The organism is Streptomyces sp. NPDC057010 (assembly GCF_042673805.1).
Lineage (GTDB): Bacteria > Actinomycetota > Actinomycetes > Streptomycetales > Streptomycetaceae > Streptomyces.
The window spans coordinates 1-25,570 of sequence record NZ_JBHUSC010000064.1; the positions used below are offsets into that span (position 1 = coordinate 1).

General features: G+C 73.0%; 27 protein-coding genes and 2 tRNA genes. 10 read left to right on the forward strand and 19 right to left on the reverse strand.

The genetic code is table 11. The features are described from left to right. Window positions 1-144: 144 nt before the first annotated feature. The 6 genes from ruvA to ACFTXQ_RS32380 form a co-directional block, all read right to left on the reverse strand. A complete protein-coding gene (gene ruvA / locus ACFTXQ_RS32355) occupies window positions 145-768 on the reverse strand; it encodes a Holliday junction branch migration protein RuvA (protein WP_382647888.1) in 624 nt (207 codons plus the stop codon). Then, entirely contained in the window at window positions 765-1,295 is a 531-nt protein-coding gene (gene ruvC / locus ACFTXQ_RS32360; protein ID WP_382647890.1) for a crossover junction endodeoxyribonuclease RuvC, read from the reverse strand. The genes ruvA and ruvC overlap by 4 nt, the downstream gene beginning before the upstream one ends. A gap of 136 nt (window positions 1,296-1,431) precedes the next feature. Next, a complete protein-coding gene (locus tag ACFTXQ_RS32365) occupies window positions 1,432-2,184 on the reverse strand; it encodes a YebC/PmpR family DNA-binding transcriptional regulator (protein ID WP_382647892.1) in 753 nt (250 codons plus the stop codon). A 57-nt stretch (window positions 2,185-2,241) separates the two neighbouring features. Further along, window positions 2,242-2,835 (reverse strand): pyridoxal 5'-phosphate synthase glutaminase subunit PdxT, encoded by a 594-nt coding sequence (pdxT, locus tag ACFTXQ_RS32370; protein WP_382647894.1) that lies wholly within the window; start codon window positions 2,833-2,835, stop codon window positions 2,242-2,244. A gap of 7 nt (window positions 2,836-2,842) precedes the next feature. Next, window positions 2,843-3,760 carry a pyridoxal 5'-phosphate synthase lyase subunit PdxS gene (gene pdxS / locus ACFTXQ_RS32375; RefSeq protein WP_215018835.1) on the reverse strand — a complete coding sequence of 306 codons (918 nt, stop codon included), beginning with the start codon at window positions 3,758-3,760 and terminating at the stop codon, window positions 2,843-2,845. Window positions 3,761-3,920: 160 nt separating this feature from the next. Then, window positions 3,921-4,463 carry a hypothetical protein gene (locus tag ACFTXQ_RS32380; RefSeq protein ID WP_382647898.1) on the reverse strand — a complete coding sequence of 181 codons (543 nt, stop codon included), beginning with the start codon at window positions 4,461-4,463 and terminating at the stop codon, window positions 3,921-3,923. 109 nt (window positions 4,464-4,572) lie between these two features. Between ACFTXQ_RS32380 and ACFTXQ_RS32385 the strand changes: the two genes are divergently transcribed. Then, window positions 4,573-5,163, forward strand: a complete 591-nt coding sequence (locus tag ACFTXQ_RS32385) for a hypothetical protein (protein ID WP_382647901.1) — start codon at window positions 4,573-4,575, stop codon at window positions 5,161-5,163. 9 nt (window positions 5,164-5,172) lie between these two features. Here the strand turns inward: ACFTXQ_RS32385 and ACFTXQ_RS32390 are convergent, their stop codons facing one another. Genes ACFTXQ_RS32390 through pgsA form a run of 3 tightly spaced genes read right to left on the reverse strand, consistent with a single transcriptional unit; the run spans window position 5,173 to window position 7,939 of the window. Beyond that, the gene (locus ACFTXQ_RS32390) at window positions 5,173-6,342 is read right to left on the reverse strand and encodes a glycosyltransferase family 4 protein (RefSeq protein WP_382647904.1); all 1,170 of its coding nucleotides are present in this window, start codon (window positions 6,340-6,342) and stop codon (window positions 5,173-5,175) included. Next, a complete protein-coding gene (locus tag ACFTXQ_RS32395; RefSeq protein ID WP_382647907.1) occupies window positions 6,342-7,268 on the reverse strand; it encodes a phosphatidylinositol mannoside acyltransferase in 927 nt (308 codons plus the stop codon). Before ACFTXQ_RS32395 ends, ACFTXQ_RS32390 begins: the two co-directional genes overlap by 1 nt. Continuing rightward, window positions 7,268-7,939, reverse strand: a complete 672-nt coding sequence (gene pgsA, locus ACFTXQ_RS32400) for a phosphatidylinositol phosphate synthase (protein WP_382647910.1) — start codon at window positions 7,937-7,939, stop codon at window positions 7,268-7,270. Before pgsA ends, ACFTXQ_RS32395 begins: the two co-directional genes overlap by 1 nt. 251 nt (window positions 7,940-8,190) lie before the next feature. Between pgsA and ACFTXQ_RS32405 the strand changes: the two genes are divergently transcribed. The 3 genes from ACFTXQ_RS32405 (at window position 8,191) to ACFTXQ_RS32415 (ending at window position 12,663) form a co-directional block, all read left to right on the forward strand. Beyond that, a complete protein-coding gene (locus tag ACFTXQ_RS32405; protein WP_382647914.1) occupies window positions 8,191-10,386 on the forward strand; it encodes an elongation factor G-like protein EF-G2 in 2,196 nt (731 codons plus the stop codon). Window positions 10,387-10,537: 151 nt separating this feature from the next. Next, complete coding sequence (locus ACFTXQ_RS32410) at window positions 10,538-12,205, forward strand: hypothetical protein (RefSeq protein ID WP_382647917.1); 1,668 nt, start codon at window positions 10,538-10,540, stop codon at window positions 12,203-12,205. A 56-nt stretch (window positions 12,206-12,261) separates the two neighbouring features. Continuing rightward, complete coding sequence (locus ACFTXQ_RS32415; protein ID WP_382647920.1) at window positions 12,262-12,663, forward strand: DUF1992 domain-containing protein; 402 nt, start codon at window positions 12,262-12,264, stop codon at window positions 12,661-12,663. An 11-nt stretch (window positions 12,664-12,674) separates the two neighbouring features. On the opposite strand, the gene ACFTXQ_RS32420 is transcribed toward ACFTXQ_RS32415, so the two are convergent. Further along, on the reverse strand, window positions 12,675-13,235 hold the full coding sequence (locus ACFTXQ_RS32420; protein WP_382647923.1) for an HIT family protein: 561 nt from the start codon (window positions 13,233-13,235) through the stop codon (window positions 12,675-12,677). A gap of 69 nt (window positions 13,236-13,304) precedes the next feature. Next, on the reverse strand, window positions 13,305-15,281 hold the full coding sequence (gene thrS / locus ACFTXQ_RS32425; protein WP_382647926.1) for a threonine--tRNA ligase: 1,977 nt from the start codon (window positions 15,279-15,281) through the stop codon (window positions 13,305-13,307). A 218-nt stretch (window positions 15,282-15,499) separates the two neighbouring features. Between thrS and ACFTXQ_RS32430 the strand changes: the two genes are divergently transcribed. Continuing rightward, on the forward strand, window positions 15,500-15,973 hold the full coding sequence (locus ACFTXQ_RS32430; protein WP_382647928.1) for a GNAT family N-acetyltransferase: 474 nt from the start codon (window positions 15,500-15,502) through the stop codon (window positions 15,971-15,973). Here ACFTXQ_RS32430 and ACFTXQ_RS32435 read toward each other — a convergent pair. Both ACFTXQ_RS32435 and ACFTXQ_RS32440 read right to left on the reverse strand, forming a co-directional pair. Next, entirely contained in the window at window positions 15,970-17,175 is a 1,206-nt protein-coding gene (locus ACFTXQ_RS32435; RefSeq protein WP_382647931.1) for a hypothetical protein, read from the reverse strand. The genes ACFTXQ_RS32430 and ACFTXQ_RS32435 overlap by 4 nt on opposite strands. Next, on the reverse strand, window positions 17,175-17,753 hold the full coding sequence (locus tag ACFTXQ_RS32440; protein ID WP_382647933.1) for a DUF4365 domain-containing protein: 579 nt from the start codon (window positions 17,751-17,753) through the stop codon (window positions 17,175-17,177). The genes ACFTXQ_RS32435 and ACFTXQ_RS32440 overlap by 1 nt, the downstream gene beginning before the upstream one ends. 221 nt (window positions 17,754-17,974) lie before the next feature. On the opposite strand from ACFTXQ_RS32440, the gene ACFTXQ_RS32445 reads away from it, so the two are divergent. After that, window positions 17,975-18,703, forward strand: a complete 729-nt coding sequence (locus ACFTXQ_RS32445; RefSeq protein WP_382647935.1) for a 3'-5' exonuclease — start codon at window positions 17,975-17,977, stop codon at window positions 18,701-18,703. Between the two features lie 62 nt (window positions 18,704-18,765). On the opposite strand, the gene ACFTXQ_RS32450 is transcribed toward ACFTXQ_RS32445, so the two are convergent. After that, a tRNA-Val gene (locus ACFTXQ_RS32450) sits at window positions 18,766-18,837 on the reverse strand. A 139-nt stretch (window positions 18,838-18,976) separates the two neighbouring features. Between ACFTXQ_RS32450 and ACFTXQ_RS32455 the strand changes: the two genes are divergently transcribed. Beyond that, window positions 18,977-21,298: an SCO7613 C-terminal domain-containing membrane protein gene (locus ACFTXQ_RS32455; protein ID WP_382647937.1), complete on the forward strand. Its 2,322-nt coding sequence runs from the start codon at window positions 18,977-18,979 to the stop codon at window positions 21,296-21,298. A gap of 54 nt (window positions 21,299-21,352) precedes the next feature. On the opposite strand, the gene ACFTXQ_RS32460 is transcribed toward ACFTXQ_RS32455, so the two are convergent. Both ACFTXQ_RS32460 and ACFTXQ_RS32465 read right to left on the reverse strand, forming a co-directional pair. Continuing rightward, window positions 21,353-21,424: transfer RNA gene (locus tag ACFTXQ_RS32460), tRNA-Val, on the reverse strand. 46 nt (window positions 21,425-21,470) lie between these two features. Next, the gene (locus ACFTXQ_RS32465) at window positions 21,471-21,908 is read right to left on the reverse strand and encodes a TIGR02611 family protein (RefSeq protein ID WP_382647939.1); all 438 of its coding nucleotides are present in this window, start codon (window positions 21,906-21,908) and stop codon (window positions 21,471-21,473) included. Between the two features lie 177 nt (window positions 21,909-22,085). Here ACFTXQ_RS32465 and ACFTXQ_RS32470 point away from each other — a divergent pair, with 177 nt between their 5' ends. Both ACFTXQ_RS32470 and ACFTXQ_RS32475 read left to right on the forward strand, forming a co-directional pair. Continuing rightward, window positions 22,086-22,499: an SsgA family sporulation/cell division regulator gene (locus ACFTXQ_RS32470; protein WP_030011909.1), complete on the forward strand. Its 414-nt coding sequence runs from the start codon at window positions 22,086-22,088 to the stop codon at window positions 22,497-22,499. A 222-nt stretch (window positions 22,500-22,721) separates the two neighbouring features. After that, entirely contained in the window at window positions 22,722-23,324 is a 603-nt protein-coding gene (locus ACFTXQ_RS32475) for a CGNR zinc finger domain-containing protein (protein WP_382647943.1), read from the forward strand. Here the strand turns inward: ACFTXQ_RS32475 and ACFTXQ_RS32480 are convergent. Together ACFTXQ_RS32480 and ACFTXQ_RS32485 are read right to left on the reverse strand one after the other, a co-directional pair. Continuing rightward, window positions 23,265-23,444, reverse strand: a complete 180-nt coding sequence (locus ACFTXQ_RS32480) for a hypothetical protein (protein ID WP_382647946.1) — start codon at window positions 23,442-23,444, stop codon at window positions 23,265-23,267. The genes ACFTXQ_RS32475 and ACFTXQ_RS32480 overlap by 60 nt on opposite strands. A gap of 130 nt (window positions 23,445-23,574) precedes the next feature. Beyond that, window positions 23,575-24,006 carry a hypothetical protein gene (locus ACFTXQ_RS32485; protein ID WP_382647948.1) on the reverse strand — a complete coding sequence of 144 codons (432 nt, stop codon included), beginning with the start codon at window positions 24,004-24,006 and terminating at the stop codon, window positions 23,575-23,577. A 171-nt stretch (window positions 24,007-24,177) separates the two neighbouring features. Here ACFTXQ_RS32485 and ACFTXQ_RS32490 point away from each other — a divergent pair, with 171 nt between their 5' ends. Next, window positions 24,178-24,672, forward strand: a complete 495-nt coding sequence (locus tag ACFTXQ_RS32490; protein ID WP_382647950.1) for a DsbA family protein — start codon at window positions 24,178-24,180, stop codon at window positions 24,670-24,672. 22 nt (window positions 24,673-24,694) lie between these two features. Here the strand turns inward: ACFTXQ_RS32490 and ACFTXQ_RS32495 are convergent, their stop codons facing one another. Next, on the reverse strand, window positions 24,695-25,537 hold the full coding sequence (locus ACFTXQ_RS32495; protein ID WP_382647953.1) for a GNAT family N-acetyltransferase: 843 nt from the start codon (window positions 25,535-25,537) through the stop codon (window positions 24,695-24,697). Between the last annotated feature and the right edge of the window lie 33 nt (window positions 25,538-25,570).

The window sequence follows — 25,570 nt, forward strand, 5'->3', positions numbered from 1 at the left end:
GGCTGGATCCGGCCGCCGTGGGCCTTCGGGTGCGGCCTGCCCCCATCCAGCCCCGCCGGCGTTTGAGGCGCGGGGTCTGGGGCGGAGCCCCAGGGAACGGTGGAAGGGCGGGTAGGGGACCGCTCCGCGCAGCGGCGACGCCCGTCACCTGGCACGGTTCAGGGACTGGAGGGCGGCCCGGAGGAGCTGGGGAACGGGCGCGGAACCGCCCGCGGCGATGGCGGCCTCGGCCTGCGGGGTCACCGCATCGACGGCGTCCTCCGCCTCACGCGAGGCGTAACCGAGACCGATCAGCGCGGCCGTGAGCTGCTCGGTCCAGGGGGCCGGCCCGGACGCCACAGCCCGCTGGGCCCCGACCACAGCGGTCGGCGCTCCCAGCTTGCCCTTCAGCTCCAGCAGCAGCTTCTGCGCGCCCTTCTTGCCGATGCCGGGCACGGCGGTCAGGGCCTTCTCGTCCCCCGACTCGACGGCCAGGCGAAGCGCGTCCGGCCGGTGCACCCCGAGCATGGCCTGCGCCAGCCTCGGCCCGACCCCGCTGGCGGTCTGCAGCAGTTCAAAGACCTGCCGCTCGTCGTCGTCGGCGAAGCCGTACAGCGTCAGCGAGTCCTCCCGTACGACCAGGGAGGTGGCCAGCCGGGCCTGCTCCCCCGTCCGCAGGCCGGCGATGGTGTTCGGCGTGCACTGCACGGCCATGCCCACTCCCCCGACCTCGATCACGGCCAGGGTGGGGGCGAGCGCGGCGACGGGGCCGCTGACGAAGGCGATCATCGGGTACGGCCTTTCGAGGCGTGCAGGGCGACCGCCTGCTGGAGGCGGTTCTGGGCGGGGGCCCGCCAGATGTGGCAGATGGCGAGGGCGAGGGCATCGGCGGCGTCAGCCGGTTTCGGCGGCGCGTCCAGCCGCAGCAGCCGGGTCACCATGGCGCCTACCTGTGCCTTGTCGGCCCGGCCGCTGCCGGTGACGGCGGCCTTGACCTCGCTCGGGGTGTGCAGGGCGACCGGTATCCCGCGCCGGGCCGCGCACAGCATGGCAACGGCACTGGCCTGGGCGGTCCCCATGACGGTACGGACGTTGTGCTGGCTGAACACCCGCTCCACGGCGACGACTTCGGGCCGGTGCTCATCGAGCCATTCCTCGATGCCCCGCTCGATGGCGACGAGCCGGTGTCCCAACTCCGCGTCCGGCGGCGTGCGTACGACCCCCACCCCGAGCATGGCCAGGGGGCGGCCGGCGACGCCCTCGACGACGCCGACACCGCACCGCGTCAGTCCCGGGTCCACGCCGAGAACGCGCACACCACCCACCCCCGGCCTTCGATCGTCTGTCCGTGTCCGTGCAGGCTATCGGGCCCCACTGACATCACGCACAAACGACGGCGGGCCGGTAGGACGTGTCCTACCGGCCCGCCGAACCGCTCGGCTCGCGGCGGTGTTACGCGTCGACCTTCTCCATGACCTCGTCCGAGACGTCGAAGTTGGCGAAGACGTTCTGCACGTCGTCGCTGTCCTCCAGCGCGTCGATCAGCTTGAAGATCTTGCGCGCCCCGTCTTCGTCGAGCTCGACCTGCATGGTCGGGACGAAGCTGGAGTCCGCCGAGTCGTAGTCGATGCCGGCTTCCTGGAGCGCGGTGCGGACCGCGACCAGGTCGGTGGCCTCGCTGATGATCTCCCAGGTCTCGCCGTTGTCGTTGACCTCTTCGGCACCGGCCTCGAGGACCGCGCCGAGGACGTCGTCCTCGGAGAGCTCCGCCTTGGGCAGCAGGATGACGCCCTTGCGGTTGAACAGGTACGAGACCGAGCCCGGGTCGGCCATGGAGCCGCCGTTGCGGGTCATGGCGACGCGGACGTCGGAGGCGGCGCGGTTGCGGTTGTCGGTGAGGCACTCGATGAGCACCGCGACACCGTTCGGGCCGTAGCCCTCGTACATGATCGTCTCGTAGTCGGCGCCGCCGGCCTCGAGGCCGCCGCCGCGCTTGACCGCGGAGTCGATGTTCTTGTTCGGGACCGACTGCTTCTTGGCCTTCTGGACGGCGTCGAAGAGCGTCGGGTTGCCGTCGATGTCAGCGCCGCCCATGCGCGCCGCGACCTCGATGTTCTTGATCAGCTTCGCGAAGAGCTTGCCGCGCTTGGCATCGATCACGGCCTTCTTGTGCTTCGTCGTAGCCCATTTAGAGTGGCCGGACATCCGCCTGTCTCCTTCGCGTCACCAACAGTGTTCGTCTCCGATCCTACCGGGACCTGATTACAGCCCCGCGCGCACCATGTCGACGAAGTACGCGTGGACGCGGTCGTCGCCGGTGAGCTCGGGGTGGAACGAGGTCGCGAGGACGTTGCCCTGGCGCACGGCGACCGTGTGGCCGTCGTAGGTCGCGAGGACCTCGGCCTGCGCGCCGACCGACTCCACCCACGGGGCGCGGATGAAGACGCCCTCGACGGGACCGCCCGCTATGCCCGCGAAGTCGATCTTCGCCTCGAAGGACTCGTTCTGGCGGCCGAAGGCGTTGCGGCGCACGATCATGTCGATGCCGCCGAGCGTCTCCTGGTCGTCACGGCCGTCCAGCAGCTTGTCGGCCAGCATGATCATGCCGGCGCAGGTGCCGTAGACGGGCATGCCGGCGGCGACGCGCTCGCGCAGCGGCTCCAGCATGCCGAACAGCACGGCGAGCTTCGACATGGTCGTGGACTCGCCACCGGGGATCACCAGGGCGTCGACCTCGGCGAGCTCCTCGGGACGCCGGACCGGCCTGGCCACGGCGTCCGCCGCGGCCAGGGCGATCAGGTGCTCCCGTACGTCGCCCTGGAGGGCCAGGACACCGATCACGGGGGTGTTCGTCATGTCGGTACTACCAGCCGCGGTTGGCGTAGCGCTCGGCCTCGGGCAGGGTGTCGCAGTTGATGCCGACCATGGCCTCGCCCAGGTTGCGGGAGGCGTCCGCGATGATCTTCGGGTCGTCGTAGAAGGTGGTGGCCTTCACGATGGCGGCGGCGCGCTTGGCCGGGTCGCCCGACTTGAAGATGCCGGAGCCGACGAAGACGCCCTCGGCGCCGAGCTGGCGCATCAGGGCGGCGTCGGCCGGGGTGGCGACGCCACCGGCGGAGAACAGCACGACGGGGAGCTTGCCGAGCTCGGCGACCTCCTTGACGAGCTCGTACGGGGCGCGCAGCTCCTTGGCGGCGGCGTACAGCTCGTTGTTGTCGAAGCCGCGCAGCTTGGCGATCTCGTTCTTGATCTGGCGCAGGTGGCGGACGGCCTCGACGACGTTGCCGGTGCCGGCCTCGCCCTTCGAGCGGATCATGGCCGCGCCCTCGGCGATGCGGCGCAGGGCCTCGCCCAGGTTGGTGGCGCCACAGACGAAGGGGGTGGTGAACGCCCACTTGTCGGAGTGGTTGACCTCGTCGGCCGGGGTCAGGACCTCGGACTCGTCGATGTAGTCGACGCCGAGGGACTGCAGCACCTGGGCCTCGACGAAGTGGCCGATGCGGGACTTGGCCATGACGGGGATCGAGACGGCCTCGATGATCTCTTCGATCATGTTCGGGTCCGACATGCGCGCCACGCCGCCGTCCTTGCGGATGTCGGCGGGGACCCGCTCCAGGGCCATGACGGCCACGGCGCCGGCGTCCTCGGCGATCTTCGCCTGCTCGGCGTTGACCACGTCCATGATCACGCCGCCCTTGAGCTGCTCGGCCATGCCGCGCTTGACGCGCGAGGTGCCGATGGCCGACTCAGCGGACTGGGGGGAGGTGGGAAGCGTGCTCACGGATTGACCTCACTCGAAAGGAAGACGGGTACTACCTGGCTGAGGAAACCTCACGGACCAGTCCACTACAAGGGCCAATGTGGAGCCGGTGGCCTCTTCATTTTGTCCCCTGCGGCCCTAGGCAGGCTCCAGGCGGGCTCCAGCCGGTCCCCGGCGCGCCCTACGCGGGCCGGTCGGCGAGGTCGGCCGGCGGCTCGTCGTCCATCTCGAACGCCAGCGGGAACGGCGCGTGGCCGGCCAGCCGGAACCAGCGGACCTTGCGGTGCCTGCGCAGGGCGCGGGCGGCCCGTACGGCGTCGTTGTGGAACCGGCGGGCCATCGGCACCCGCCGCACCGCCGCCGCCAGCTCCTCCGTGGCCTGCGCCCCACCCGGGGCGGCCTTCAGCACCTCGACCTGGTCGGCATCGGCGAACACCGCCCGCAGCGCCTGGCTCAGCTCGCTCTCCGCCACCTCGCGGTGCTCCTCCTCGGCCTGCCGGGCGGCGTGCGCGGCCTCGTACAGCACGAGGGACGAGGCGGGGTCGAGCGCCCCGGAGGTGGCCACCTCCAGCACGACGGAGGCCCGCCGCACCAACTGCGCGTCGAGCGCGGCGCGAGCGGCGTCCATCCGCGAATGCAGCCGGTCCAGCCGACCGGCGGTCCAGCTGAGGTAGACCCCGATGACACCGAGCGCCAGGGCAATCCAGACAAGGGTTTCGATCACGGGCGGCGACACTACCGCTCCGCGCCCCGGCCGCGCCCATCACCCCTCGCCGGACCGCGGCCGGAGCCTTAAGGTGCTTGCTCACACCTATCCCGGGGGGACCAGACGGATGGCGCCGTACCGCAGACCACTGGCAGTCGCCCTGCTCGCGGGGGCCGTCGCCCTCGTGTCCGCTGCCCTGGCCGCCCGCCGGTGGGGTGGTCCGCACGGCGGGCTCGTCCTGGCGCACCGGGTGGGCGACCACACCGTCGTCATGGGCTGGCTCGCGCTGTTCGCGCTGGGCGCGGCGGTCCTGCTGGGGCTGCGCACGGTCGCGTCGCGCGTCGCCTTCGGCACCCCGGTGCTCGTCCTCGGCGTCCCCCTCGTGTTCCTGTACACGGTGCTGGCCGAACTGGCCGGCGGGCAGCAGCAGACCGAGAGCCACGAAGCCCCCGGACGCGCGGACCGGCGCCTGGTGGTGGAACGGGGTCACGCCATGATCGACCCGCTGTGGTACGTCTACGTCCACGAAGGCGGATGGCCCCGTGAGCGCCGCTGGGCCATCGGGTACTTCGACGGCGACAACCCCGACAACGAACTCCGCGAGGCCGTCTGGACGGGCCCCGACCGGATCCGCATGACCACCACGGGCGGCGCGGTCCTCGAGGTGACGGTCGCCCCCGGCGGGCGGCCGGACCGGACCGTCTCCGCCGGGTGGTGACGGCTGCCGTCAGGAGGAGGAGTCCCGGGAGAAGCCCAGGCGGGTGCGGAGGGGGACGCGTTCGTCTTCGGCGACCGCGGCCGCGCCGTCCGTGACCGTTTCGTAGACCGCCAGGATGTCGGCGCCGACCGTGGACCAGTCGAAGCGGCGGACGTGGGCGGAGCCGCGGGCGCTGAGTTCCGCGCGGCGGGCCGGGTCGCGCAGGAGGGCGATGGCGCCGGCCGCGAGGGCGTCGGCGTTCTCGTTGGCGAAGAGGTCGCCGGCGCCGCCCTGGTCCAGGACCTGGGCGAAGGCGTCCAGGTCCGAGGCCAGTACCGCCGCGCCCGCCGAGAGGGCCTCGACGAGGATGATGCCGAAGCTCTCGCCGCCCGTGTTCGGGGCCACGTAGACGTCGACGCTGCGCAGCAGCCGGGCCTTGTCCTCGTCCGAGACCATGCCCAGGAACTCGACGCGGGACCGGAGGTCGGCGGGCAGGGCGGCCACCGCCTCCTCCTCGTCGCCGCGGCCCGCCACGAGGAGGCGTACGTCCGGGCAGGCCGCCACGATCTGCGGGAAGGCGGCCATGAGGACCGGCAGGCCCTTGCGCGGCTCGTCGATGCGGCCGATGAAGCCCAGGGTCCGGCCGGACCATTCCGGGTTCGGGTCGGCCTTGGCGAAGAAGTCCACGTCGACGCCGTTGGGGATCACGACCGCGTCGCCGCCCAGGTGCTCCACCAGGGTGCGGCGGGCGTACTCGCTCACCGCGATCCGCGCGCTGATCTTCTCCAGCGCCGGCTGGAGGATCGGGTACGCGGCGATCATGGCGCGCGAGCGCGGGTTCGAGGTGTGGAAGGTGGCCACGATCGGGCCCTGGGCCGCCCAGCAGGACAGCAGCCCCAGGGAGGGCGAGGCCGGCTCGTGGATGTGGATCACGTCGAAGGTGCCGTCGTGGAGCCAGCGGCGGACCCGCGCGGCGGACAGGAAGCCGAAGTTCAGGCGGGCGACGGAACCGTTGTAGGGGACGGGGACGGCCCGCCCGGCCGAGATGACGTAGGGAGGCAGGGGCGTCTCGTCGTCGGCGGGGGCCAGGACCGAGACCTCGTGGCCGAGGCGGATCAGGTGCTCCGCCAGGTCCCGGATGTGGAACTGGACGCCGCCCGGCACGTCCCACGAGTACGGGCACACGATGCCGATCTTCACTACGGGCGCTCCTCGAGGTCGTCCAGCCACAGCCGCTGCAGCATGTGCCAGTCCTGCGGGTGCTCGGCGATCCCCCACGCGAAGGCGTCCGCCAGCGCCTGCGTCATGGCGGCGGTCTTCTCGACGCGGGTCCCGGTCTTCGGCACCTCCACCTCGGGGTGGATCCGGCCGTACATCTTCGGCGAGTCCCCGTAGTGCAGGGTCACCGGGAGCAGCGCCGCCCCCGTCTGCTGCGCCAGCAGCGAGGGCCCGGCCGGCATGCGCGCGGTCGAGCCGAAGAAGTCCACTTCGACCCCGGAGGCCGACAGGTCCCGGTCCGCGACCAGGCAGATCAGGCCACCGGAGCGCAGCCGCCGGGCGAGGGTCCCGAAGGCGGCGCCGCCGTTGTGCGGCAGGACCTCCATGCCCAGGCTCTCCCGGTAGGCCACGAAGCGGTCGTAGAGCGACTCGGGCTTGAGCCGCTCGGCGACCGTCGTGAAGGGGATGCCGAGGTGGCCGGTGACCCAGGCCCCGGCGAGGTCCCAGTTGGCCAGGTGCGGCAGGGCGACGATGACCCCGCGCCCGGAGGCGACGGCCTCGCGCAGGATGTGCTCGTCCTTGATCTCGACGTCCGCGCCGAACCGCTCGCGGTCCATCGCGGGCAGCCGGAAGGATTCCATCCAGTAGCGCATGTACGAGCGCATGCCCGCCTGCGACAGCTCGCGCAGCCGCTGCGGCGTCGCGTCCGGCACCACCCTGGCCAGGTTGGATTCCAGCCGCAGCACGCTCTTTCCGCGCCGCTTCCACGCCACGTCGGCGATCTTGCGGCCCAGCGCGACGGCGGCCGGCTCGGGAAGCTTCTTCACCCCGGCCCAGCCGAGCCCGTACAGCCCGTCGACCAGCTTGTCCTTCGCGGACGTCGCGCCCGCCCCGCCCCCCGCGGCCATCAGGCCGGGCCGCCCTCGGCGGTCGCGGTCGCCGCCGCGGCGTCGGCCTCGGCCGACTCACGGCGTACGGTGACCATCCGCTGGATCAGCGTGACGAGCGAGCCCGCCGCCACGACCCACAGCGCGATCGGCAGCAGGACCCCGATCCAGGACGGCACGCCGAAGGTCTGCAGTCCGGACAGACCGGCCGCGACCAGCGAGATCACCAGCCGCTCGGCGCGTTCGACGAGCCCGTTGACGGCCACCGGCAGGCCGATCGACTCGCCGCGCGCCTTCGTGTACGAGACCACCTGGCCGCTGGCCAGGCAGAAGATCGCCACCGCGCACAGCGCGTTGTCGTTCCCGGAGCCCGCGTACCAGAGCGCGAGCCCGCCGAAGATCGCCGCGTCCGCCACCCGGTCGAGGGTGGAGTCGAGGAAGGCCCCCCACCGGCTGGAGACGCCGGCCTGGCGGGCCATGTTCCCGTCCACCAGGTCGGAGAAGACGAAGAGGGTGATGGTGATCGTGCCCCAGAAGAACTCTCCCCGGGGGAAGAAGACCAGCGCTCCCGCCACCACTCCGGCCGTGCCGATCAGGGTGACCGCGTCCGGGCTCACCCCCCGCCGGAGCAGAAAAGCGGCGAATGGCGTGAGAACACGCGTGAAGAATGCACGCGCGTACTTGTTCAGCATGGCCTTCCCGGAGGGTCGCTGGGCCGCACGGCCACCACGGCCACCGGCTGGCCCATCGTAGCCAGCGCGCCGCGCGCCGGACGCCGCGCACCCACCGGTTCGCGCCACGCAATACGCACGTCGTGCCGCGGACCGCCTCCGGTACCCCCGCGGTACCGCCCGCGGTACGACGTATGGACGCGGTGTGACAGCAGTGCAAAGCTCAAAGGACCCCGTTTCTTCCTCCGTCACCACCGGGAGGCACGAGCATCATGGGAGCCACATCACACCAATCCGGAGCCGCCGGCAGGGCACTGGCGGCCGACCGCCCCTCCTCCGTACGGAATGTCGTGCTGGTCGGCCACAGCGGATCCGGTAAGACCACGCTGGTCGAAGCCCTGGCCCTGACCGCGGGCGCGGTCAATCGGGCGGGCCGCGTCGAGGACGGCGGGACCGTCTCCGACTACGACGAGATCGAACACCGGCAGGAAAGGTCCATCCAGCTCTCCCTCGTCCCCGTCGAATGGGGCGGAATCAAGATCAACATCTTGGACACCCCCGGATACGCCGATTTCGTCGGGGAACTCAGGGCCGGTCTGCGCGCCGCGGACGCGGCCCTCTTCGTCGTATCGGCCTCGGACGGGATCGACGGCGCCACCCGGATGGTCTGGGACGAGTGCGAGGCCGTCGGGATGCCCCGCGCCATCGTCGTCACCCACCTGGAGGCGGCCCGCTCCGACTACGCGCAGATGACGAGCGTCTGCGGGGAGATCTTCGGCGCCGAGGACCCCGACGCCGTCATCCCGCTCTACCTCCCCCTGCACGGCCCCGCCGGCCCCGACGGGCACGCCCCCGTCACCGGCCTGCTCGGCCTGCTGTCCCGGCGCGTCTACGAGTACGCCTCCGGCGAGCGCGTCGCGCGCGACCCGGACCCCGCCGAGCTCGAACTCATCTCCGACGCCCGCGCCCGCCTGATCGAGGGGATCATCGCCGAGAGCGAGGACGAGAGCCTCATGGACCGCTACCTGGGCGGCGAGGAGATCGACTTCAAGACCCTCGTCGACGACCTGGAGCGGGCCGTGGCCCGGGGCACCTTCCACCCCGTCCTGATGGCCGCCCCCGCCGCCGACGGCGGCAAGCAGGGCCTGGGCACCGTCGAGCTCCTCGAACTGATCACCGGCGGCTTCCCCACCCCCCTGGAGCGCCCCGACCTCACCGTCACCGCGCCCGACGGCTCCCCCCGCCCCGCCGTCACCTGCGATCCCGACGGCCCGCTGCTCGCCGAGGTCGTCAAGACCTCCTCCGACCCGTACGTCGGCCGCGTCTCGCTGGTCCGCGTCTTCTCCGGCACCCTGCGCCCCGAGCAGACGGTCCACGTCTCCGGCCACGGCCTGACCGACCGCGGGCACGAGGACCACGACGTCGACGAGCGGATCGGCACCCTCACCTCGCCCTTCGGCAAGCAGCAGCGCACCCTGGAGAGGTGCATCGCCGGCGACCTGGCCTGCGTGGCCAAACTCACCCGGGCGGAGACCGGAGACACCCTCTCCGCCAAGGACGACCCGCTCCTGATGGAGCCCTGGGCCATGCCCGACCCGCTGCTCCCCCTCGCCATCGAGGCCCACAGCAAGGCCGACGAGGACAAGCTCTCCCAGGGCCTGTCCCGCCTCGTCGCCGAGGACCCCACGATGCGGCTGGAGCAGAACCCGCACACCCACCAGGTCGTCCTGTGGTGCCTCGGCGAGGCCCACCAGGACGTCGCCCTGGAACGGCTGCGCACCCGCTACGGCGTCCAGGTCGACTCCGTCCCCCACAAGGTGAGCCTGCGCGAGACCTTCGGCGCCAAGGCGGCCGGCCGCGGCCGGCACGTCAAACAGTCCGGCGGCCACGGCCAGTTCGCCATCTGTGAGATCGAGGTCGAGCCGCTCCCGCCGGGCAGCGGCATCGAGTTCGTCGACAAGGTCGTCGGCGGCGCCGTGCCCCGCCAGTTCATCCCGTCCGTGGAGAAGGGCGTACGGACCCAGGCGGCCCGCGGGGTCGCCGCCGGATATCCGCTGGTCGACGTGCGCGTCACCCTCCTCGACGGCAAGGCGCACTCGGTGGACTCCTCCGACGCCGCCTTCCAGACCGCGGGCGCCCTGGCCCTGCGCGAGGCCGCGGCCGAGGCCCGTATCCACCTCCTCGAACCGGTCGCCGAACTCGCCGTCCTCATTCCCGACGAGTACGTCGGCCCGGTCATGAGCGACCTGGCCGGCCGCCGCGGCCGCGTCGTCGGCACCGAACAGGCCGGCCCCGGGCGCACCCGGGTCCGCGCGGAGATCCCCGAGATCGAGATCGGGCGCTACGCCGTCGAGCTGCGGTCCGTCTCGCACGGCACCGGACGCTTCGCCCGGGCCTACGCCCGCCACGAGCCCATGCCACCCCAGATCGCGGACAAGGTGCGCGAACAGGCGGAGAAGGGAAGCTGATTGACATAGCGCCAACTCGGCGCGGGACCGGCCGCCCACCCAACCCGCTTGCGGTGGGCGGCATTTCCCTGTCCCATGACCATGGGGCGAGATCCGCCGATAGGCTCATCGGCGCACCAAAGAGCACGAACGCACAGCGATGGGGGCAGCGGTGGCGGACGACGGATTCGACTTCAGGCCCGGAGCGCAGATTCCCCTCCAGGGGGGCGGGGGGCAGACGGCGGCGACCAACGCGCTGGCGTCCGCCGCGTACCGCGACGGCGGCACGGACACCAAGCTCGCCGCGATACTCGACGCCAACAGCGAGAACCACGCCGCCACGGTCAAGCCGCCGAAGATATCCCTCTTCGAACCGAGCCTCGGCGAGGCCTTCTGCCGCGCCGTCGAGGCCCGCACCCTCGGCCCCGGCCGCAAGCCGCTCATCCAGTCCTTCGGCGCCGACCCGCAGACCGTCGTCGAGCACTGCCTGGCCGCCTCCCGGCTCCGCAAGGAGCGCGACCGCAAGCTGCGCCTGATCATGCTGGTCTGCGGTGTGCTGTTCCTGCCCGGTCTGCTGCTGTGGCTCGGCCTGTTCCAGCTCCGCAAGACCCTGGCCGCCGGCGACGGCAAGCGGGCGTCCTGGATGGGCACGGCCCTCCTGGTCGGCGTCGCCCTCGTGGCCGCGGTGCTGATGTTCCGGCTGCCCTTCACCGGCTTCCTCGGCCTCTACCTGCGCGGCATGATCATCGCGCCGGCCCTGGGCTGGCTGCTCGCCCGCCGGCTCTGCGAGTCCACCGCCGCCGACCTGCGCTCCCGCTGGGACGGGCTGCTGGACGGCGACGGGATCGGCGCCAAGATCCCGGAGGCCGTGCCCGGCAACCCCGACGAGAAGGCCCGCGAGGACCTGCGCCACCAGCTCGCCAAGCTGACCGCGGAGGACCGCAGCAACCAGGTCTTCTACGCGGGCCCCAAGGGGATCCTCGGCATGGGCACCCGGTGGGGCAGCTGGCAGATGGCCGAGGAGCTCGCCCCCAGGGCCGAGGGCGCCGAGATCCACCCCTTCCGCAGCTGGGACGTCATACGCGCGATCGACACCCAGCTGCGCCAGCTGGAACGCGGCCCCCTGCACACCGGCGGCTTCCCGGCCGCCGCCATCCAGCACTGGATCGTCACCCCCGTCGGGGAGGGCGCGGCCGAGGTGGCCCGCCCCACCGGCGAGAACGTGGACACCTTCCTGGTCAAGCCGCACGAGATCACCCGGATCTGCAACGAGCAGCAGTTCAGCGCCGGCAACCGGCACTACCTCGGCATCCAGTACCCGCTGTGGGACGGCCAGCTCGTCATCACCATGCTGGTCACGGTGACCGTGCTCTACAAGACACTGCGCGTGGACGTCACCGCGCACGCCCTGGGCCCCGTCCACGGGCTGTTCACCACGAAGTCCAAGGCCCCGGTGGTGGAGGTGCCCAAGAGCGTCCGGTTCTGGGAGACCGTGGAGCGCCCGCTGCCGCTGGTCGACGCCAACGAGGTCGTACGCCTCGCCGTGCGGGCCCCGCTGACCTGGTTCCCGCCGATCCTGGACTACTTCGGCGGCAAGCTGGTCCTGCCGGAGCCCTTCGGGGTGCGGCACGTATGGGCCGGCTCGATGTGGCGCCACCGGTTCATGGCCGACGACGCCCTGCGCACCGTCGCCCCGGTCCTGAGGTCGGTGCACGCCGCCACCTTCAAGGTGCTGGAGGAGAACGGCGTGGACACCGAGCGTTTCACGAACCGCTCCTCGATCATGAGCGGCCTCATCCAGGAGCCGGCGCCGCGCAAGGCGGACGTCTACGACGCCTGAGCCCTAGGCTGGAGGTGCGGGCGAGGACCCGCGCTTCAGCCCGGGGAGGAAGAGCCGTGACCGAGCGCAAGCCGCCGGGGGTCAGTGTCGAGTCCTTCGTGGACCGGCAGATCAGGGAGGCCGCCGACCGCGGCGACTTCGAGAACCTGCCGGGCTGGGGCAAGCCCCTGGCCTCGCTCGACGCCCCGTACGACGAGCTGTGGTGGATCAAGGGGAAGCTGCACCGCGAGGGCTTCTCCCCGCTGCCGCCCTCGCTCGCGCTCCGCAAGGAGGCGGAGGACGCGCGGGAGGCGGCCCTGGCGGCCCCCTCCGAGCGTCGGGCGCGGGCCGTCCTGACGGAGATCAACGAGAAGATCCGGGCGGCACTGCGCATGCCGCCGCCCGGCCCTCCCCTCAACCTGACGGAGTTCGACGTCGAGGACGTACTGGCCCAGTGGCGCGCGGCACGCTCCGCCTGAAGCGGTCCGCCTCAGCCCGTGGGCCAGGCGTCGGCGAGCATCTGCCGGGTGTCCGCGAGGAGCTGCGGCAGGACCCGCGTGTGACCGACGATCGGCATGAAGTTCGTGTCCCCGCCCCAGCGGGGCACGATGTGCTGGTGCAGGTGCGCGGCGATGCCGGCCCCGGCGGCGCTGCCCTGGTTTATGCCGATGTTGAAGCCGTGCGCCCCGGACGCCTTGCGCAGCGCGACCATCGCCCGCTTGGTGAGGTCCGCCAGCTCGGCGGTCTCCGGCGAGTCCAGGTCCGTGTAGTCGGCGACGTGCCGGTAGGGGACGACCATGAGGTGCCCGCCGTTGTACGGGTACAGGTTGAGCACCGCGTAGACGTGCCGGCCGCGGGCGACGATCAGCCCGTCCTCGTCCGACATCTCCGGAATCCCGCAGAAGGGACACCCGTCGCCGGCCTCGGGGCCGGTGGGCTTGTTCTCGCCCTGGATGTAGGCCATCCGATGCGGGGTCCACAGGCGCTGGAACCCGTCATGCGTGCCAACGCCGTTCTGCTGCTCCGGCTCACTCGTCATGGCGGCAAGCATATGACCTTGCCGGTACGGACGGAGAAGGCCCCCGGAAAGTGATCACTCTCCGGGGGCCTTCCACGTGGGTCAGACCTGGACGCGGTCCGCGACGACCTTGGCCAGCTTGGCCAGGGCCTCGGCCTTGGGGATGCCGTTCTCCTGCGAACCGTCGCGGTAGCGGAAGGAGACGGTGCCCGCCGCCATGTCCTCGTCACCGACGATGATCATGAACGGGACCTTGAGCTTCTGGTGGTTGCGGATCTTCTTCTGCATGCGGTCGGAGGAGGCGTCCACCTCGACCCGCAGGCCCTGCTTCTTCGCCTCGGCGGCGAACTCCTGCAGGTACTCCACGTGGCCGTCGCCGATCGGGATGCCGACCGCCTGGACCGGGGCCAGCCACGGCGGCATGGCGCCCGCGTAGTGCTCCAGCAGTACGGCGAAGAACCGCTCGATCGAGCCGAACAGCGCGCGGTGGATCATGACCGGGCGCTGGCGGGAGCCGTCCGGGGCGGTGTACTCCAGGTTGAAGCGCTCCGGCAGGTTGAAGTCGAGCTGCACGGTCGACATCTGCCAGGTGCGGCCGATGGCGTCGCGCGCCTGCACGGAGATCTTCGGGCCGTAGAAGGCCGCGCCGCCCGGGTCGGGGGTCAGCGGGAGGCCCTGCTTCTCGGCGACCTGCTGGAGGACGGCGGTGGCCTCCTCCCAGACCTCGTCCGAGCCGACGAACTTCTCCGGGTCCTTGGTGGACAGCTCCAGGTAGAAGTCGGTCAGACCGTAGTCGCGCAGCAGGTTCAGCACGAAGGTGAGGGTGCGGTCGAGCTCCTCCGCCATCTGCTCACGGGTGCAGTAGATGTGCGCGTCGTCCTGGGTGAAGCCGCGGGCGCGGGTCAGGCCGTGCACGACGCCGGACTTCTCGTACCGGTACACGGTGCCGAACTCGAACAGGCGCAGCGGCAGTTCGCGGTAGGAGCGGCCGCGCGCGTCGAAGATCAGGTTGTGCATCGGGCAGTTCATGGGCTTGAGGTAGTAGTCGGTACCACCGTCGAGCTGCATGGGGGGGTACATGCCCTCCGCGTACCAGTCCAGGTGGCCGCTCTTCTCGAAGAGGGCGCCCTTGGTGGCGTGCGGGGAGTAGACGAACTCGTAGCCCTCCTCCTCGTGCCGGCGGCGCGAGTAGTCCTCCATGGTCCGGCGGATGATGCCGCCGCGCGGGTGGAAGACGGCGAGGCCGGAGCCGATCTCGTCCGGGATGGAGAAGAGGTCGAGCTCGTTGCCGAGCTTGCGGTGGTCGCGCTTCTCGGCCTCGGCCAGGAAGTCGAGGTGGGCCTTCAGCTCCTCCTTCGACGGCCACGCGGTGCCGTAGATGCGCTGGAGCATCGGGTTCTTCTCGCTGCCGCGCCAGTAGGCGGCCGCGTTGCGCATCAGCTTGAACGCCGGGATGTTGCGGGTGGTGGGCAGGTGGGGACCGCGGCAGAGGTCCTTCCAGCACAGCTCGCCGGTCTTGGCGTCCAGGTTGTCGTAGATGGTCAGCTCGCCGCCGCCCACCTCGACGTTCGCACCGTCGTCGGTCGACGCGGAGCCCTTGATGCCGATGAGCTCCAGCTTGTACGGCTCGTCGGCGAGCTCCTCGCGGGCGGCCTCGTCGGAGACGACGCGGCGGGAGAAGCGCTGCCCGCGCTTCTGGATCTCCTGCATCTTCTTCTCGACGGCCTTCAGGTCCTCCGGGGTGAAGGGCCGGGCCACGTCGAAGTCGTAGTAGAAGCCGTCACGGACCGGCGGGCCGATGCCCAGCTTGGCCTCGGGGAAGAGCTCCTGCACGGCCTGGGCCATGACGTGCGCGGTGGAGTGGCGCAGGATGTTGAGGCCGTCCTCGGAGGAGATCTCCACCGGCTCGACGGTCTCGCCGTCCTTCACCTCGTAGCTGAGGTCCTTCAGCTCGCCCGCGACGCGCGCGGCGACGATGGTGCGCTCGCCGGCGAAGAGCTCCGCCGCCGTAGTGCCCGTGGCCACCACGCGCTCGTCCCGCTCGGAATCGCGTTGGATGATCACACGGACGTCTGACACCGGTCTCTCCTGAACTCTGGGGACCCCTACCGGCGGCAGCCGGGGGAGGAAGGCGCCACTGGACGCGGCGCGTGTGAATCGTACCGAGCGGAGTGGCCGCGCCGCTAAACGGTTAAGGCCCGCGCCCGCGCGGCCGGACATTTCCGCGGGCTCCGGCCGGACCCGCCGGTGGGTAGCCTGGCCGCTCCCGGCCGACGCCCCGAAAGGAACCGCCCCGTATGCCGACCCCGCATCCGCGCCCGCTGGACCTCACCGACGACGCGACGGCGTCCGCCGTGCACCGGATCGGGCTGGCCGCGTACGCGGTGGAGGCGGAGCTGATCGGCTTCGACGGCATCCCCGCGCTGCGCGAGAGCCTCGCCGACCTGCGCGGGCGGGGCCTGACCTGGCTGGGGGCCGTCGCCCCGGACGGGGAGATCGCCGGGTTCCTGGCCTGGGAGGCGCCGGCCGCGGACGGCCCGCTCCGCCTGGACCGGTTCTGCGTGGACCCCGCCTGGTTCCGCCGCGGCATCGCCTCGCTGCTGCTGCGCCACGTGCTGGCGGAGCTCTTCCCGGACCGGCCGGTGGAGGTCACCACCGGCGCCGACAACACCCCCGCCGTGGCCCTGTACGAACGCCTCGGCTTCACCCGGGGCACCGACTTCTCCCCCGCCCCCGGCCTGCGGATGGCCTCGTTCACCCACACCCGCTAGTCGTCCGACGGCAGCACGTCCTCCTGGCCGAAGGCCGCGTCCAGGGACTTCATCAGCCGGTCGCGCTCCACCTCGTCCAGCGGTACGGGCGTCACGTCCGCGGCGTCCGTCAGCCTGCGGAAGCCGCCGCGCCGGGAGAGGCGGCCGCTGATCCGGACCGGGAGCCCTTCGAGGTGGGCGTGGACGGCGGTGCGGTACGCCTCCTCGCCGAGCGCGGCCCGTACGTACGGGACCTCCGCGCCCGACAGCACCCGCAGCCGGACGGTCCCCCCGCCGCCCGGGGCGGCGCGCCGCATCCGCACGACGGCCCCCGCGAGCCGTACGGCGACGGCCGGCTCGCGGCGGGTGTAGCGGGCGGCGGCCTCGCGCAGCACCGGCAGGTCGCCGGGCGAGAACTCCACCGGCTCGGGCCTCGCCGCGCAGCCGGCCGGGACCCCGGCCGCCGGTGCCCAGGCCAGCGCGATCCTGGCCCCCTCCGAATCCCCCACGAGGGCGATCAGCGCGTCGGCGAGTTCCCGGCTGACCCCGGCCGCGACGGCGGCGTCGAAGGCCTCCATGCCGCCGGTGGCGCGCCGGTAGTCCACCGCCTCGCGGGCGGCGTGCAGGGCGTGGTGCAGCCGCGTCACCAGGCCCCGGCCGCCGTCCACGGGCACGTACGCGGCCAGCCGGCGCCCGCCCGGCGCGGGCCCCACCAGGACGCCGTCCAGGGCGCGTTCGGCCTGGTCGCGGTGGCGGGCGCCGTAGTACCCGGCGCGGGCCCGGTCGGCGAGGGCCCCGGCGAGCAGCAGCCGGCGGGCCGCCGAGCGCAGCCGCTCCTGCACGGTCCAGGTGGCCTCGCCCTGGAATCCGTACGGCCCCTCGGGGATCTCCCGTTCCCAGCGGACCTCGTCGCTCGGCACGCTCAGCCCGTAGAGCACCTCCCGCGCGGACGGCAGCGCGCTGCGCGACAGCGCGGTGAGCGCCTCCTCCAGCAGGTCGGCGCAGTCGGGGAAGCCGCGGCTCTCGGGGACGAGCAGGCTGGTCCCGGCGTGGCTCGGCGGGGTCCAGCGCCCGTACCGCCCGGCCGCGCCGCCGCGCCGGAGCCACCCGTGCCGGTGCAGCAGCGCCCCCAGCACCTGCGGATCGACCTGGGCGGGATCGGGTGTGCCCGGCGCGAACTCCGGGGACGGCAGCGGTTCGAGGTGCGGCGGGTGCCAGTTCATCAGGGTGTCCCTCCCGACCCGACCCGGGTCATGATCTCGCACAGCGCGCGGTCGTCGAAGATCCGCGCGGTCGGGATCCGTACGGTGGTCCGGCGCCGGCCGGTCACAGGTGTTCCGGCGAGGTTGGTCCAGTAGCAGCAGTGCCGCAGGTCGAGCCGGTCGTGCCCGGCGGCGAGCCACTCGTCGCGCTCCCGCGGAACGAGCATCACGACGAGGATCTTGTGGACGGCGACCGGGGTGCGGGCCAGTTTCACCAGGTGCTCGTTGTCGAGGGTGAAGCCGAAGGTGGGCCCGGCCGGCCTGGGCGGTATCTGGTAGGTCGCCTTCAGCTGCACCTTGATGGTCACCTCGTCGTCGACGAGGTGCTCGGGGGCGCCGTGGCTGACGTGCCAGTCGATGCCGTTGTCCGGGAAGGGCTGGGAGAGCGAGCAGCCGGCCGCGGCGGCGACGGCGTGCAGGTATCCCACCTGGAGGGTCTCCATGCAGGCGGTGGTGGCGAGTGTGCCGCGCAGCGGTCCGGTCCCCTGATCGGTCCGCCCCTGCAACACCCCGCCCTGTTCGGGCTGCGCGAGCGCCATGGCCGGCTCCCCATGCCTTCCGGGCTCTGCCGTGGGTGGTGGGTGGGGTGACGACCGGTCATGTGCACGGCCCCCCATGGGTGTTGTCTCCGTACCCGGCCCGCCGCAAACGGCGTACGGGGCAAACGGCACGGGTATCACCGATGCGGGAGAGGGTGGCACGTTTTGAGTCAGCGCAACCGGGTGCGCCCCATCTGCCGACCGGGGACGAGGAGTTCGCCATGACACGCTGGTACGAGGGCCCGCTGGCCGCATTCGACACCGAGACGACCGGGGTGGACGTCGAGCAGGACCGGATCGTGTCCGCCGCGCTCATCGTGCAGGAGTGTGCGGGCGGCCGCGTCCGCACCACCCGATGGCTGGTCAATCCCGGCATCCCGGTGCCCCCGGGTGCCACGGAAGTGCACGGCCTGACCGACGAGCACCTCCAGCGCCACGGGCGCTGGCCGGCGCCGGTGGTGGAGGAGATAGCCCGCGCGCTCGGGGAGCAGCAGGTGGCGGGCCGGCCGGTGGTGGTGATGAACGCGCCGTTCGATCTGACGCTGCTGGACCGGGAGTTGCGCCGGCACCGCGCGTCGTCGCTGGCGCGGTACCTGGACAACCGGCCGCTGACGGTGCTGGATCCGCGGGTACTGGACAAGCATCTGGACCGCTACCGCAAGGGCCGCCGCACCCTGACCGACCTGTGCGAGCACTACGGGATCGAGCTGGAGGGCGCGCACGACGCGGCGGCGGACGCACTGGCCTCGCTGGAGCTCGTACGGGCGGTGGGGCGCCGGTTCGCGGCCCGGCTGGAGCGGCTGACGCCGGCGGAACTGCACACGCTGCAGGCGGTGTGGCACGCGGCGCAGGCGCGGGGCCTGCAGGCCTGGTTCGCGCGCCAGGGCACGCCGGAGCCGGTGGATCCGCACTGGCCGCTGCGGCCGGGGGACCTGTCGACGGCGGCCTAGCGGTACCGGGCCCCGTACATGCGGAAGGCCGGTCCGTCAGTTGACGGACCGGCCTGTCCCGGTGGGCGATACTGGGATCGAACCAGTGACCCCTTCGGTGTGAACGAAGTGCTCTCCCGCTGAGCTAATCGCCCGGGAACGCACTGAACAATACAGAAGGCCCGGGGCTGGTTCAAACCGCTTCCCGTCCGGCGGCCCGCCCGTGCGTACTCAGACACATCTGAGTACGCGCGCCCATGTCGCGACCGCGTGACCGGCGCCACACTCCGCAGTATGAACACGTCTCTGCCGCCGGCCGAAGAGCTGGCGCTCATCGACCGTGAGCTGGCCCAACTCGATGCCCGGCGGCTGTACTTGCTGGGGCGCCGGGAGTGGCTGCTGCGCCTGCCGGTCCCGCCGCCCGCCTGGGGGCCGCCCGCGCCCGCGCGGGAGACGTCGGCCCCGGGCGCCCAGAACGTGCTGCTCACCCTGGGCGCGGTCCTGCTGGCGGTGGCCGCGCTCGCCTTCACGCTGCTGAGCTGGGGCTCCCTGGGGATCGCCGGGCGCTCGGCGGTGCTCGCCGCGGTCACCGCGGCGGCGCTGGCCACCCCGGCGGCGCTGCTGCGCCGAGGGCTGCGGTCGACGGCGGAGTCGGTGGCGGCGGTCGGTCTCCTCCTGACGGTGCTGGACGCGTACGCGCTGTACGCGGTCGGGATGCATGACACGGACGGCACCGCCTACGCCTCGGGGGCGGCGGCGGTGCTGGCGGCGCTGTGGGCGGCGTACGGGGCCGGGCTGCGCAAGCTGCGGATCCCGCTGCCGGCCGCGGTGCTGGCGGCGCAGTTCCCGCTGCCGCTGGCGGCGCTGGCGGCGCAGGCCGGGCCGCTGGAGATCGGCTGGGCGCTGCTGGCGACGGCGGCGCTGGACGCGGCCCTCGCGCTGCGGATCCGGGGGGCGGCCGTCCCGGCGGCGGTCCTGGGCGCGGGGGCGCTGCTGACCGGCGCGGCCGAGTCGTGGTCGGCGGGGTCGGCGGGCGGCACCCTGGCCCCGGCGGTGCTGCTGCTGGCGGGCGCGGCGCTCGGTACGGCGGCGGCGCTGCGGGAGCCGCTCGCCTGGCCGGCCGCGCTGGCGGGCGGCCTCGCGGCAGTGGTGGCGCTCGGCGGGGTGGCCCGGCAGGGGCTGGATCCGGCCTGGACGGTGGTGGTGCACCTTCTGGTGGCGCTGCCGCTGCTCGCGGTCGTACGGGTCCACGCGCTCCCGGCGCCGGTGCGGCGCGGGCTGGCCTGGGCGGGCGCGGTGGTGGCCGCCCTGGCGGCTCTGGCGGGCGCGTCGGCGGTGGTGCCGACCCTGCTGGCCCGGGTCCGGGTGCTGAGCGAGGTGTGGGCGGGGACGACCCCGGCCGCGGATCCGTACTGGCCGGGCGCGGCGGTCCCGGTGACCCTGCTGGTCGCGGCGGGAGCCGCCTGGTGGCTGTCGAGGGCGCTGGCGCGGCCGGAGCCCGCGGTGGCGGCGGTGGTCCTGGCGTGGGCGGGGCTGTTCACGGCGCCGGAGCTGCTCGGGTTCCCCGTGGCGGCGGTGTTCGCGGCGCAGCTCGCGGTGACGGGGGCGGCGGGGGTCCTCGCCCTGCGCGCCCAGGCGCCCGGGGCCGTCATCGCGGCGGCTGGATGCGCGCTGGCGGGGGCCGCGAACGTGTCCCTCGGCGCCCTGGACGGCCGGGTGGCCACCTTCGCGGTGTGGGGAGCGCTGGGGGCGTCCTGCGCCGCGGGGGCGGCGTACGGCCCCGCCGCGCGCCCGGTCCGCTCCGCGGCGGCCGTGTGCGCCGTCGGGTACGCCACGGCGCTCCTGGCAGCCGCGGCGGCTGCGGCGGACCTGGCGGTGGTGTGGTGGGCGCTGCCGGTGCTGGCGGTCCCGGCGGCGGTGGCCGCGCTCGGGCCCCGGCTGGGCGGCGTGCGGCTGCCCTCCGAGATCGCGGCGGCCGGGGCCGGGCTGCTGGCGCTGGCCCTGTCGGCGGGCCGGACGGGGACCCTGGCCCTGGCCCTGGCGCTCGCCGGGGTGGTCTGCGCGGGAGCGGCGGTGCGCACGGACCGGCGCACACCGGCCGGCTGGGCGGCGGGGGCGCTGTTCGTGGCGGCGACCTGGGTGCGGCTGGCCGACTCCGGGGTCACGGCCCCGGAGGCGTACACGCTGCCGGTGACGGTGCCCGCCCTGGCGGTGGGCCTCCTGCGGCGGCGCCGGGATCCGCGCGCCTCCTCCTGGACGGCGTACGGCCCCGGCCTGTCCGCGACCCTGCTGCCGAGCCTGCTGGCGCTCCTGGGCGGCTCCCCGGCCGGCAGCGCGAACTGGCTGCGCCCGCTGCTGCTGGGGCTGGCCGCGCTGGCCGTGACCCTGGCGGGCGCCCGGGGGCGGCTCCAGGCTCCGCTCGTGCTGGGCGGGGCGGTGCTGGCGGCGGTCGCGCTGCACGAGCTGGCCCCGTACGTGGTGCAGATCGCGGGGGCCCTCCCCCGCTGGGTGCCGCCGGCGCTGGCGGGCGTACTGCTGCTGGCGGTGGGGGCCACGTACGAGAAGCGGCTGCGCGACGCCCGCCGCCTGCGGGACGCGCTCGGCCGCCTGCGGTGAAGGAACGCCAGAGGGCCCGGAGACGGTGAAAGTCTCCGGGCCCTCTGGTCCGGGTGGGCGATACTGGGTTCGAACCAGTGACCCCTTCGGTGTGAACGAAGTGCTCTCCCACTGAGCTAATCGCCCGGACGCACCGCAAACATTACCGCATGTCAGCGGTGCTCCGTGACCATCACTGGTCCTTGATGTTCCAGGGCAGGACGAGCCCGTACTTCCACAGGTAGAAGCCGATCAGCGCGCCCGCGACCACGAGGCCGACGCTGGTCAGGATGATGTTGCGGCGGCGGACCTTCGGGTCGAGCGCCTTCTGCGCGGCCTCGGTGACCTTGCGCTTGGTCCAGCGCAGCACGAGGTGCGCCCACGCGAACTCGGTCGCCCAGATCGCCAGGCCCGCGAAGATCGCGACCCAGCCGGGGCCGGGCAGCACGAGCATGGCGATGCCGGCCGCGATCACGGCCAGGCCGACGACGAAGACGCCGACCTGCCAGCTCAGGTGCAGGCTGCGGTTGGCCTTGATGAAGGCGGGCGCCTTCGAGACGTGCAGCGCCTCTTCGGAGGCCGGCTCACTGCTCGCGGACTTGTCGGCCTCGCGGTCACTCCCCGTATTCATGAGGTCGAATCTACCGGAGCCGGAAGCACACGTGAATGGTGCTTTGGATCCGCCGTCCGAGGGACCCAGAGGTCCGCAAAACGGTCAGAGGGGTTTACAACGGCACCGTAGGTGGCATGTCGATTTCGCCGACGTGCGAATCCCCGAGCGCACACTGAGCGAAAGGCCCTGGCGCTTATGAACACCACGGTCAGCTGCGAGCTGCACCTGCGCCTCGTTGTGTCGAGCGAGTCCTCACTGCCTGTTCCCGCGGGCCTGCGGTATGACACGGCCGACCCCTACGCCGTGCACGCCACCTTCCACACCGGCGCCGAGGAGACGGTCGAATGGGTATTCGCCCGCGACCTCCTCGCTGAGGGCCTCCACCGGCCCACCGGTACCGGCGACGTCCGCGTCTGGCCGTCCCGCAGCCACGGTCAGGGCGTCGTCTGCATCGCCCTGAGCTCACCGGAGGGAGAAGCGCTGCTCGAAGCACCCGCCCGAGCACTCGAGTCGTTCCTCAAGCGGACGGACGCCGCGGTCCCACCCGGGACCGAACACCGGCACTTCGACCTCGACAAGGAGCTCTCCCACATCCTGGCCGAAAGCTGAGCCAGCTCCACGAGAGCCTGACCGCCCGACACCGTCCGACTCGGGGCGACGGTGTGGGCCGGACAACCACATACGGCACGATCGGCGCTGTTCTCGCGGGAGCCACCCACGAGGACGGCGCCGGTGTGCGTGGGCACCCCCCTTTCGGAGGGACCCGCTAGAGTCGGCCCCCAGCGGCGGCACTGGACCGTCGCCGCAGGCCCGGCCCCTGAGGGAGACCCCGTGCAGATCCCCCACGACACCCGTCGCGCGCTCGACGTCGTCGTCGCGCTGGTGAACACCGCGGCCGAGACCGACCAGCCCGACGGACTCTCGGACGTCGGAGCGCTGCGCGGATTCGTCCAGGAGTACTCGATCAGCGACGTCGGCGAGCTCGGCGCCCGCGATCTGGCCGGGGTCCGGACCGTGCGCGGCAAGTTCGCCCAGGTCTTCGCCGCGCCCACCTCCCGCGCGGCGGCCGTACTGATCAACGAGCTGGTGGCGACGGCCGGCACCACTCCGCAGCTGACCGACCACGACGGCTACGACTGGCACGTGCACTACTTCGCGCCGGGCGCCTCGGTCGGCGACCACCTGGCGGCCGACGGCGGCATGGCGCTGGCCTTCATCGTGGTCTCGGGCGAGACGGAACGGCTGCGGCGCTGCGAGGCCCCGGACTGCCGGCGCGCCTTCGTGGACCTCTCCCGGAACCGCTCGCGCCGCTACTGCGACAGCCGGACCTGCGGGAACCGGCTGCACGTCGCGGCCTACCGGGCCCGGCGCAAGTCAGAGCAGGAAGAGGTCGTGCACGGCGGCGAGCAGCAACAGGGTGCCGATCACCGTTAGGAAGATCATCAGGGGCGGCTGGGAGAGCGCGAAGAGGCAGCCTCTCGGCTCGTCGGGGGCGGGCGTCGGGACCGGCGCCGGCACGGGCGCCGACGGCTCACTCTGCGATGTGTCGAGCATGTCGGGCCGATGATGGCGCAGCGCACCGCCGACCGGGTCCCAACACGCCAGGATCGGGGCGGTGGTTCGCCCGATCTCGTGGACCGGGCCCGCTCCGGGCCGCGTGCGGCCGGTTCCTGTGCTCCTGCCGTCAGATGCCGTGCTTCTTGAGGATGGCCTCGATGTCCGAGAAGTCCTCCCCGCCGTCGGCGGCCTGCGGCTGCCGGCGCGCAGCGGGCCCGGGCCGGGATCCGGCCCCGAGGGAGGGCGCGGACGCGGCCGGGGCGACGGCCTCCCGGGCCGGGCTCCCCTCGACGGCCTTGCCGCGGCCCCGGCGCTCGACGGCCCGGGTGATCACGAAGAGCAGCCAGGCCAGCGCCAGCAGTCCGAAGCCGGCCCACACGGTCGGCTTGAAGACCATCCCGGACACCCACTGCACGACGCCCGTCATCACGAGGCCGACGGGCACCAGCGCGTACGCGGCGATCCGCGTGGCGGCCAGGAAGCGCTTGCGGTAGGCGGTCAGCGCGGCGATGCCCAGGCCCGCCGCGGACACCGCGGAACAGATGGTCTCGGCGAGCATGCGGTCCTCCAGGATCGGGCGGTCTGTCCCTGTCCATCCATCCTGCACCGGGCCCCGGCGCGGCTGCCAGGTCCACGGCCTCCCCCGGGCGGATCTCGGGGAGATCTCCGGGTCCGCCTCCTCCCCAGGTCCCGGTCGGGTGCCCGGCGCGGGGGCTGGGAGACTGTCCGTATGACCGATTCCGTGATCCTCGACGTCTGGTGCGAACTCCAGTGCCCGGACTGCCACAGCGCCCTGGACGACGTGCGCGCCCTGCGGGCCCGCTACGGCGACCGGCTGGACATCCGGCTGCGCCACTTCCCCCTGGAGAAGCACAAGCACTCCTTCGCCGCGGCCCAGGCCGCCGAGGAGGCCGCGGAGCAGGGCCAGGGCTGGCCGTACGCGGAGGCCGTGCTGGCCCGTACCGCGGAGCTGGCCGGGCGCGGCGAGCCGGTACTGCTGGACGTGGCGCGTGAACTGGGCCTCGACGCGGAGGAGTTCGACACCGCCCTGATCGACGGGCGGCACATCCTGATCGTCGACGCCGACCAGGCCGAGGGCAAGGCGATCGGCGTGACCGGCACCCCCACGTACGTGATCGGCGGCGAGCGCCTCGACGGCGGCAAGAGCCAGGACGGGCTGCGCGCGCGCATCGAGGAGATCGCCGACCGCCTGCTGGCCTCCTAGGCCGTCTCTTCGGGCCGGCCGTTCAGATCAGCTCTTTCCGGGCGTTCACCGTGATGTCCCGGTACCCGAGCGAGTCGTAGAGCCGCCGGGCCGGGAGGTTGTCCTCGTGGACGTGCAGGCCCAGCAGGCGGGCGCCCGCCGCGAGCGCGGCGTGCTCGGCCAGCAGCATGAGGGTCCGCCCGTGACCCTGCCGCCGGTGCCCGTCGGCGACGTCGACGTCCCACACGTACGGGACGGGGCCCACGCCGGGCAGGTCGCGCTCCCCCACCCACAGGGTGCCCAGGACCGCCCCGTCCGGCGCCTGGAGGAGGAGGAAGGACGCGCCGGGGGTGTCCCGCCCGGCCGGCAGCAGCTCGGCGTGCTCGGCGCGGGACGCGGCCAGGGCCTGCTCCGCGGTCATGCCGGGGGTGAGGAGGTGGTGGCCGTACTCCTCGACGGCCCGCTCCGCCCAGGAGTCGTACTCGGCCCGGGTCATCGGACGGCCGGTGGCGCCCGCGGGGAGCTCCGGCGGCTCGGCCGGCAGCTCCTTGACCCGGACCCGGCCCGTCACCCGGTAGCCGAGTGTCTCGGCCATCCGCAGCGCCGGCCCCGCGTCGGCGGCCACCGACACGGTGATGCCCGTGCAGCGCCAGGAGCGCAGCACCTCCTCGGCGGCGAGCGCGGCGACCGTCCCGCGCCCGCGCCGCCGGTCCCGCTCGTCGATCCACAGCCCGCGGATCACACCCAGCCCGGGCTGCGCCGCGGACCGGGTGGCCAGTTCGAGGGTCCCGACGGGCCGGCTGTTCACGCGGACCTCGTAGGCCCGCGAGCGGGTGCCGTCGCTGTTCTGCTGGAGCGGCTGCGTGGGCCGCAGGGTGGTGGTCATCACCTTGAGTTCTACCGGTCGCGCGGCCCCGCG

What these genes read in the sequence shown, in the direction of transcription:
- pgsA (WP_382647910.1), bottom strand. Translation starts at nt 7,939, where the DNA reads ATGCTGAACAAGTACGCGCGTGCATTCTTCACGCGTGTTCTCACGCCA.
- ACFTXQ_RS32430 (WP_382647928.1), top strand. Translation starts at nt 15,500, where the DNA reads ATGCCGACCCCGCATCCGCGCCCGCTGGACCTCACCGACGACGCGACG.
- ACFTXQ_RS32470 (WP_030011909.1), top strand. Translation starts at nt 22,086, where the DNA reads ATGAACACCACGGTCAGCTGCGAGCTGCACCTGCGCCTCGTTGTGTCG.
- ACFTXQ_RS32485 (WP_382647948.1), bottom strand. Translation starts at nt 24,006, where the DNA reads ATGCTCGCCGAGACCATCTGTTCCGCGGTGTCCGCGGCGGGCCTGGGC.
- ACFTXQ_RS32455 (WP_382647937.1), top strand. Translation starts at nt 18,977, where the DNA reads ATGAACACGTCTCTGCCGCCGGCCGAAGAGCTGGCGCTCATCGACCGT.
- ACFTXQ_RS32385 (WP_382647901.1), top strand. Translation starts at nt 4,573, where the DNA reads ATGGCGCCGTACCGCAGACCACTGGCAGTCGCCCTGCTCGCGGGGGCC.
- pdxT (WP_382647894.1), bottom strand. Translation starts at nt 2,835, where the DNA reads ATGACGAACACCCCCGTGATCGGTGTCCTGGCCCTCCAGGGCGACGTA.
- ACFTXQ_RS32495 (WP_382647953.1), bottom strand. Translation starts at nt 25,537, where the DNA reads ATGACCACCACCCTGCGGCCCACGCAGCCGCTCCAGCAGAACAGCGAC.
- ACFTXQ_RS32405 (WP_382647914.1), top strand. Translation starts at nt 8,191, where the DNA reads ATGGGAGCCACATCACACCAATCCGGAGCCGCCGGCAGGGCACTGGCG.
- ACFTXQ_RS32490 (WP_382647950.1), top strand. Translation starts at nt 24,178, where the DNA reads ATGACCGATTCCGTGATCCTCGACGTCTGGTGCGAACTCCAGTGCCCG.
- ACFTXQ_RS32480 (WP_382647946.1), bottom strand. Translation starts at nt 23,444, where the DNA reads ATGCTCGACACATCGCAGAGTGAGCCGTCGGCGCCCGTGCCGGCGCCG.
- ACFTXQ_RS32395 (WP_382647907.1), bottom strand. Translation starts at nt 7,268, where the DNA reads ATGGCCGCGGGGGGCGGGGCGGGCGCGACGTCCGCGAAGGACAAGCTG.
- ACFTXQ_RS32465 (WP_382647939.1), bottom strand. Translation starts at nt 21,908, where the DNA reads ATGAATACGGGGAGTGACCGCGAGGCCGACAAGTCCGCGAGCAGTGAG.
- ACFTXQ_RS32445 (WP_382647935.1), top strand. Translation starts at nt 17,975, where the DNA reads ATGACACGCTGGTACGAGGGCCCGCTGGCCGCATTCGACACCGAGACG.
- ACFTXQ_RS32420 (WP_382647923.1), bottom strand. Translation starts at nt 13,235, where the DNA reads ATGCTTGCCGCCATGACGAGTGAGCCGGAGCAGCAGAACGGCGTTGGC.
- ACFTXQ_RS32435 (WP_382647931.1), bottom strand. Translation starts at nt 17,175, where the DNA reads ATGAACTGGCACCCGCCGCACCTCGAACCGCTGCCGTCCCCGGAGTTC.
- ruvA (WP_382647888.1), bottom strand. Translation starts at nt 768, where the DNA reads ATGATCGCCTTCGTCAGCGGCCCCGTCGCCGCGCTCGCCCCCACCCTG.
- ACFTXQ_RS32365 (WP_382647892.1), bottom strand. Translation starts at nt 2,184, where the DNA reads ATGTCCGGCCACTCTAAATGGGCTACGACGAAGCACAAGAAGGCCGTG.
- ACFTXQ_RS32440 (WP_382647933.1), bottom strand. Translation starts at nt 17,753, where the DNA reads ATGGCGCTCGCGCAGCCCGAACAGGGCGGGGTGTTGCAGGGGCGGACC.